At 53.9% G+C, this 6998-nt stretch carries 9 protein-coding genes and 1 tRNA gene; all 10 read left to right on the forward strand.

Annotated elements, in window-relative coordinates:
• Positions 1 to 1275, forward strand: a 1275-nt coding sequence (gene ftsH / locus ADADOO_RS05880) for an ATP-dependent zinc metalloprotease FtsH (RefSeq protein WP_511275829.1), incomplete at its 5' end; no start/stop codon positions are given.
• 133 nt (positions 1276 to 1408) lie between these two features.
• Positions 1409 to 2245 (forward strand): dihydropteroate synthase, encoded by an 837-nt coding sequence (folP, locus tag ADADOO_RS05885; RefSeq protein WP_511275831.1) that lies wholly within the window; start codon positions 1409 to 1411, stop codon positions 2243 to 2245.
• Positions 2242 to 3594: a phosphoglucosamine mutase gene (gene glmM / locus ADADOO_RS05890; RefSeq protein WP_511275833.1), complete on the forward strand. Its 1353-nt coding sequence runs from the start codon at positions 2242 to 2244 to the stop codon at positions 3592 to 3594. Before folP ends, glmM begins: the two co-directional genes overlap by 4 nt.
• A gap of 87 nt (positions 3595 to 3681) precedes the next feature.
• Positions 3682 to 4431, forward strand: a complete 750-nt coding sequence (tpiA, locus tag ADADOO_RS05895) for a triose-phosphate isomerase (protein ID WP_511275834.1) — start codon at positions 3682 to 3684, stop codon at positions 4429 to 4431.
• An 11-nt stretch (positions 4432 to 4442) separates the two neighbouring features.
• Positions 4443 to 4814 (forward strand): preprotein translocase subunit SecG, encoded by a 372-nt coding sequence (gene secG, locus ADADOO_RS05900; RefSeq protein ID WP_511275836.1) that lies wholly within the window; start codon positions 4443 to 4445, stop codon positions 4812 to 4814.
• Between the two features lie 51 nt (positions 4815 to 4865).
• Positions 4866 to 4950, forward strand: a tRNA-Leu gene (locus ADADOO_RS05905).
• Between the two features lie 65 nt (positions 4951 to 5015).
• Positions 5016 to 5387, forward strand: coding sequence for an NADH-quinone oxidoreductase subunit A (ndhC, locus tag ADADOO_RS05910; RefSeq protein ID WP_511275838.1), 372 nt, complete (start codon positions 5016 to 5018; stop codon positions 5385 to 5387).
• A 9-nt stretch (positions 5388 to 5396) separates the two neighbouring features.
• Positions 5397 to 5873 carry a NuoB/complex I 20 kDa subunit family protein gene (locus ADADOO_RS05915; protein WP_226404175.1) on the forward strand — a complete coding sequence of 159 codons (477 nt, stop codon included), beginning with the start codon at positions 5397 to 5399 and terminating at the stop codon, positions 5871 to 5873.
• A gap of 19 nt (positions 5874 to 5892) precedes the next feature.
• Positions 5893 to 6498, forward strand: coding sequence for an NADH-quinone oxidoreductase subunit C (locus tag ADADOO_RS05920; protein ID WP_511275839.1), 606 nt, complete (start codon positions 5893 to 5895; stop codon positions 6496 to 6498).
• On the forward strand, positions 6491 to 6998 hold a 508-nt coding region (locus ADADOO_RS05925; protein ID WP_511275840.1), incomplete at its 3' end, for an NADH-quinone oxidoreductase subunit D-related protein. The genes ADADOO_RS05920 and ADADOO_RS05925, both read left to right, overlap by 8 nt.

Here is a 6998-nt window from a genome sequence, read left to right on the forward strand (position 1 = left end):
CTTGCCAAGGCTATTGCCGGCGAAGCCAAGGTGCCGTTCTTCAGTATTTCCGGCTCTGATTTCGTTGAGATGTTCGTTGGTGTCGGTGCTGCCCGTGTTCGTGACATGTTCGAGAACGCCAAGAAGCACGCGCCATGCATTATCTTTATTGATGAAATCGATGCGGTAGGCCGCCATCGTGGCGCTGGTCTTGGCGGTGGCAACGATGAGCGTGAACAGACATTGAACCAGTTGCTGGTCGAGATGGATGGCTTCGAAGGCCATACTGGAACCATTGTTATCGCCGCGACTAACCGTCCGGATATCCTGGATCCGGCCCTGCTTCGTCCGGGGCGTTTCGATCGTCAGGTTGTCGTGCCGTTGCCTGATATTCGTGGCCGCGAGGAAATCCTCAAGGTGCACATGCGCAAAGTGCCCATTGCCGGTGACGTCAAGGCCGACATCATCGCGCGCGGCACGCCTGGTTTTTCCGGTGCTGATCTGGCTAATTTGGTTAACGAGGCTGCATTGTTTGCAGCGCGCACCAATAAGCGCCTTGTCGATATGGAAGACTTCGAAAAGGCCAAGGACAAAATCATGATGGGCGCCGAGCGCCGTAGCATGGTAATGAACGAAGAAGAGAAGATGAATACGGCCTACCACGAGTCGGGGCATGCCGTGGTTGCTAAACTCGTACCAAAATCGGATCCCGTTCACAAGGTCACCATCATTCCGCGCGGCCGCGCTCTCGGTCTGACCATGCAACTGCCAGAAGAGGATCGCTATGCGTACGACCGGCAATACCTGATGAGTCGTATTGCTGTGCTGTTCGGCGGGCGTATTGCCGAAGAGCTGTTCATGAACCAGATGACCACCGGCGCCTCGAACGACTTTGAGCGGGCTACTGCAATGGCTCGCGATATGGTGACTCGTTATGGCATGTCCGATCTGGGGGTAATGGTCTATGGCGAGAACGACGGGGAGGTTTTCCTTGGTCGTTCCGTAACCCAGCACAAGAATGTTTCGGAAGCGACGATGCAGAAGGTTGATGCTGAAATTCGCCGCCTTATTGACGAGCAATACGCGCTCGCTCGTCGTCTGTTGGAAGAGAATCGTGACAAGGTTGAGGCGATGACCAAGGCCTTGCTTGAATGGGAAACCATCGATGCCGAGCAGATTGACGACATCATGGCGGGCAAGGCTCCGCGTCCGCCAAAGCCATCCCAGTCCATGGCGCGGTCGAAAATGCCTAGCGATACGCCGGGTGCTGAACCAAGCGCACCTGCGACAGCCTAAATTTTCTGATTGCTGAATTGGCCGGGAGTTTTTCCCGGCCTTTTGTTTTGGCTATGTACCCATAGCATGTTGAACCCCATTGATTCTCAAAGCGGCGCGCAGGAAATCGGCAGAGCCCTTTATTTTTTACACTATGACAATACTGCATTGCGGCCATTTCAGGCTTTCGCTGGATCGTCCTTTGTTGATGGGGATCGTCAATCTGACGCCCGATTCGTTTTCCGGTGACGGGTTGGTCGGTGATGTCGAACAAGCCGTTACGCATGCACGTCATCAGTACGAGGCCGGCTCGGATATTCTTGATATTGGCGCCGAGTCATCTCGCCCAGGTGCAATTCCGGCCTCTGAAGAGGATGAATTGCGGCGCTTATTGCCTGTTTTGAAGGAAGTTGTCGACTGGGGTATCCCTGTCTCGGTGGATACCTATAAGCCAGCTGTCATGCGCGCCGCACTAGAGGCTGGTGCGACTATGATCAACGACATCACTGGCATGACCCGTTGCGAAGCGTTATCGGTCATCGCGGGGAGTGATTGCGCTGTGTGTGTCATGCATATGCAAGGCGAGTCGGGTACGATGCAGAAAATGCCGCATTATCAGGATGTCGTCGCTGACGTAAACGCCTTTCTTGCTGATGCTGTTGAGCGTTGCAGGCTGGCTGGTATTGTCGATGAGCGTATCGTGCTTGATCCAGGGTTTGGTTTTGGCAAGACAGTCGATCACAATTTGGCCCTTTTTTCAGCGTTGACCGTAGCGGGCGTCGGTGATTTTCCGATGTTGGTCGGGGTTTCCAGAAAATCAATGCTCGGCGCAATTACCGGACGACCAGTAGGAGAGCGCCTCGCTGCGAGCGTTGCGGCGGCGCTGCTGGCTGCACAAAAAGGTGCGAAAATACTACGGGTGCATGACGTGGTGGCAACCAGAGACGCCTTGGCGGTGTGGGCTGCAATAGAACAATGGGAGCAGAAATGAGCAGGAAATATTTTGGTACCGATGGTGTGCGAGGTCGCGTCGGTCAGTCGCCAATTACACCTGATTTTGTCATGCGTCTCGGATATTCGGCTGGCAAAGCCTTGCTGAATCAATCCAGTATGCTATCTGGCGAGCGTCCGGCGGTGTTGATTGGCAAGGATACGCGCCTGTCTGGTTACATGCTTGAGTCAGCCTTGGAGGCGGGGTTTTCGGCAGCCGGGATTGACGTTTTTCTGGTTGGTCCATTGCCGACGCCGGCAGTGGCCTATTTGACTCGCGCCCTGCGGTTGCGGGCCGGAATTGTTATTTCCGCTTCACATAACCCTTATTACGACAACGGTATTAAATTTTTTTCGGCGCAGGGCGCCAAGTTGCCTGACGAAGTCGAGCGCGCCATTGAGGCGGGTATAGATCAGTCGATGGTATGCGCGCCGCCAGCCAATCTTGGTCGTGTCAGGCGTATTGAGGATGCGCGCGGTCGTTACATAGAATTCTGCAAGAGCACTTTTCCAAATGCCTTGGACTTGCGTGGCCTAAAGATTGTTGTCGATTGTGCCAATGGGGCGGCCTACCATACTGCGCCGAGTGTCTTTCACGAACTGGGTGCTGATGTCGTAACCATCGGGGCGCAACCTAATGGCCTGAATATCAACGATGGTGTCGGTGCGACGGCGCCAAAGGCATTATGCGAGGCTGTACTGGCAAATCGAGCCGACCTCGGCGTTGCCTTGGATGGCGATGCTGATCGACTTCAAATGGTCGATGCTGATGGGAATCTTTACGATGGCGATCAGTTGCTTTTTGCTATCGTCTGCAGTCGAGCTCGTGCTGCCAAGGTTAAAGGCGTAGTTGGTACGCTGATGAGTAATCTTGCTCTGGAGCACGCGCTCGGCAAGATTGAAATACCGTTTGCCCGGGCCGCTGTCGGCGATCGTTACGTTGTAGAGATGCTCAATGAAAAAGGCTGGTTGTACGGTGGTGAAAACTCAGGACACATACTCGCATTGGATCGTCATACGACGGGAGATGGCATTATCGCTGCCTTGCAGGTTTTGGCTGCGCTACGCGAGTTCGGTGGTGATTTGAAGGGGTTGCTAGGTGGCTTAGTGCTTTATCCGCAGAAATTGATAAATGTGCCGATCACGCGTGGATTTTCATGGAAAGATCACCCAGCGATTACCTCTGCCTTAGCCGAGACCCAAGCAGCTATGGACGGGCGGGGAAGGCTGTTGTTGCGAGCCTCGGGAACGGAGCCTCTGCTGCGGGTAATGGTCGAAGGCGAAGATGCTGGCGAAGTGGCTTGTGTCGCCGAAAAACTGGCCAGCATCGTGCGGGAGTCCGCACAATAAATTATTGCGTATGTCTAATCGTATTGACCGAAAAATCGACGAGTCGCTATAATCTGAAAGTTTTTCGCAAACGGAATCATCTAGCCCATGCGTAGAAAGCTCGTAGCTGGTAACTGGAAGATGCACGGCGCGTTGCATCAAAACTTAGAGCTGCTGACAAATATCACGGCAGGGGGCTCTGGAGTGCTTTCTGAAATAGCTGTCTGCCCGCCATTTCCCTACCTTGCTCAGGTACAGTCCTTGATTCATGGTTCGGTGCTTGCTTTGGGGGCTCAGTCAGTTAGTGAGTATCCTTCCGGTGCGTTTACGGGCGAGGTGTCAGCTTCAATGCTTGCTGAGTTCGGTTGTCGCTATGTGTTAGTGGGTCACTCTGAACGACGCGCGCTGTTTGGTGAAACTGATATGGTTGTCGCGGCTAAATTTGAGGCTGCTCAGGGGGCTGGCTTGGTGCCCATCTTGTGTGTTGGTGAAACCCTTGGCGAGCGTGAGGCGGGCGAAACACAAGGGGTGGTGGCCAGGCAGTTGTCGTCGGTCCTGGGTCGTCTTGGCGTAGCTGCCATGGCGTCGGCTGTGGTCGCATATGAGCCGGTGTGGGCGATAGGGACTGGCGCGACGGCGTCCCCAGCGCAGGCGCAGGAAGTGCATGCGGCCATCCGGGCTCAGGTTGCGGCGTTTGATGTGGGTGTTGCCGATGGTTTGCGCATTCTCTACGGTGGTAGTGTAAAACCACAGAATGCGAAGGAGTTGTTTGGGCAGTGCGATATTGATGGCGGGTTGATCGGTGGTGCTGCCTTGGTTGCTGATGATTTTCTGAAGATTTGCCTCGCGGCGAATTGATAGGCTAACAAATGAACTGGTTTTTTTCTCTCCTTCTGACGGTCCATATTCTGGTTGCGATCGTTATTATTGGTTTGGTGTTGATGCAGCATGGTAAGGGAGCTGACATGGGGGCTGCCTTTGGTAGCGGTGCCTCTGGTAGTCTGTTTGGTGCTACTGGCTCAGCTAATTTTCTCAGTCGTACTACTGGTGTTCTCGCTGCGGTATTTTTTGCGACGAGCTTGACCTTGGCATACATTGCTTCCAGTAAGCCAAAAACGACTGGCAGTGTCATGCAAGAACCGGTACAATCACAGGCTGTTTCGCAGCCAGCTTCGGCTGCTGGCGAGTCGCCGGTGGCTTCTATTGGAGCGGACTCAAAGGCGAAAGATATACCGAAGTAAGGCGTGGGGTTCATCCGGCGTTGAGTCCTCGCTGGGTGGCCAAAAAGACGTGCCGACGTGGTGAAATTGGTAGACACGCTATCTTGAGGGGGTAGTGGCGCAAGCTGTGCGAGTTCGAGTCTCGCCGTCGGCACCAAAAATTAGGGGCAGTCACCGTAAGGTGTGCTGTTTCGAACAAAAACTGAATATTGGCGGCGGGTCATGGAAAACTACTTTCCAATCCTGATGTTCGTTCTGGTGGGGGTTGCGGTGGGTGTATTGCCTGTCGCGATGGGCTTTATTCTTGCTCCAAGCCGCCCGGACCCGGAGAAGCTCTCTCCTTATGAATGTGGCTTTGAGGCTTTTGAAGATGCGCGCATGAAATTCGATGTGCGTTTCTATCTTATTGCCATCCTTTTTATTTTGTTCGATCTGGAAATTGCGTTTCTGTTTCCGTGGGCGGCGATATTTAAGGATATTGTTGCGACTGAGTCGATCAGGTTGTTTGGCTTTGTCGAGATGCTTGTGTTTGTTGCCATTCTGGTCCTTGGGTATGTATATGCTTGGGCTAAAGGCGCGCTGGAATGGGAATGAGGCTAGGCTATGGCTATTGAGGGCGTTCTCCAGGAAGGCTTTGTCACCACGACGGCTGACAAGCTAATTAATTACATGCGAACTGGCTCGATCTGGCCAATGACCTTTGGCTTGGCCTGCTGTGCGGTTGAGATGATTCATGCGGGGGTTTCGCGTTACGATCTTGATCGTTTCGGGATTGTTTTTCGGGCAAGTCCTCGGCAATCTGATGTGATGATCGTTGCGGGTACGCTGACCAACAAAATGGCGCCTGCGCTACGCAAGGTTTATGACCAAATGGCCGAGCCTCGTTGGGTTGTCTCGATGGGGTCGTGTGCAAATGGCGGTGGCTATTACCACTATTCCTATTCTGTTGTGCGTGGCTGCGATCGTATCGTGCCAGTTGATATCTATGTTCCGGGTTGTCCCCCAACTGCTGAGGCCTTGATTTACGGCCTGATTCAGTTGCAGAACAAGATTCGCCGCACGAATACTATTGCTCGTTAATTGCCAAGGCTGATTCGATATGTCTGCCAAGCTGGAAACGCTTAGTCAAAATCTGCAAAGGCACTTTGGTGACAAATTAAAATCGCTAAAGCTTGCTTTGGGTGAAGCAACCATTGAAGTTGATGCCGCCGACTATCTCGGTGTGATGACCGCGTTGCGGGATCAGGCCGATCTTCATTTTGAAGAAATCATTGATCTGTGTGGTGTCGATTATTCGACCTACGGTGATGGTTGCTGGCAAGGCCGTCGCTACGCGGCGGTTTCTCATCTTCTTTCGATTGTCCATAACTGGCGTTTACGTGTCCGTGTCTTCGCTGAAAACGACGAGTTTCCTTCTATTGATTCGGTTACCTGCGTCTGGAACGGCGTTAACTGGTTCGAGCGCGAAGCATTCGATCTCTATGGTATTGCCTTCGTTGGCCATGATGACTTGCGCCGCATCCTGACTGATTACGGCTTTATCGGCCATCCGTTCCGCAAGGATTTCCCGATTTCCGGCCACGTCGAGATGCGCTACGACCCGGATCAGGCGCGTGTGATCTATCAACCGGTCACCATCGAGCCGCGCGAAAACACCCCGCGCATTGTGCGCGAAGATACTTTCGGGGATACCGCTCATGGCTGACATCCGCAATTTCACTCTGAACTTTGGTCCGCAGCACCCAGCTGCACACGGCGTGCTGCGCCTGGTGCTCGAACTGGATGGCGAAGTCGTCCAGCGCGCCGACCCGCACATCGGCCTGCTGCACCGTGCCACCGAAAAACTGGCCGAGACTCGCACCTGGGTTCAGTCCGTACCCTACATGGATCGTCTCGACTACGTGTCGATGATGTGCAACGAGCACGCCTACTGCTTGGCGACCGAAAAGCTGCTCGGCATCGAAGTGCCGGAGCGCGGCAAGTACATCCGTGTCATGTTCGATGAAGTGACGCGTATCCTCAACCATCTGTTGTGGATCGGTTGTCACGCTCTCGACGTTGGCGCGATGACCATGGCGCTCTACACCTTCCGCGAACGCGAAGACCTGATGGACGTTTATGAGGCAGTTTCCGGTGCCCGGATGCACGCTGCCTACTATCGTCCGGGCGGCGTCTATCGCGACCTGCCGGACCGCATGCCGCAGT

It is taken from the genome of Azonexus sp. (assembly GCF_036170495.1).
GTDB lineage: Bacteria > Pseudomonadota > Gammaproteobacteria > Burkholderiales > Rhodocyclaceae > Azonexus.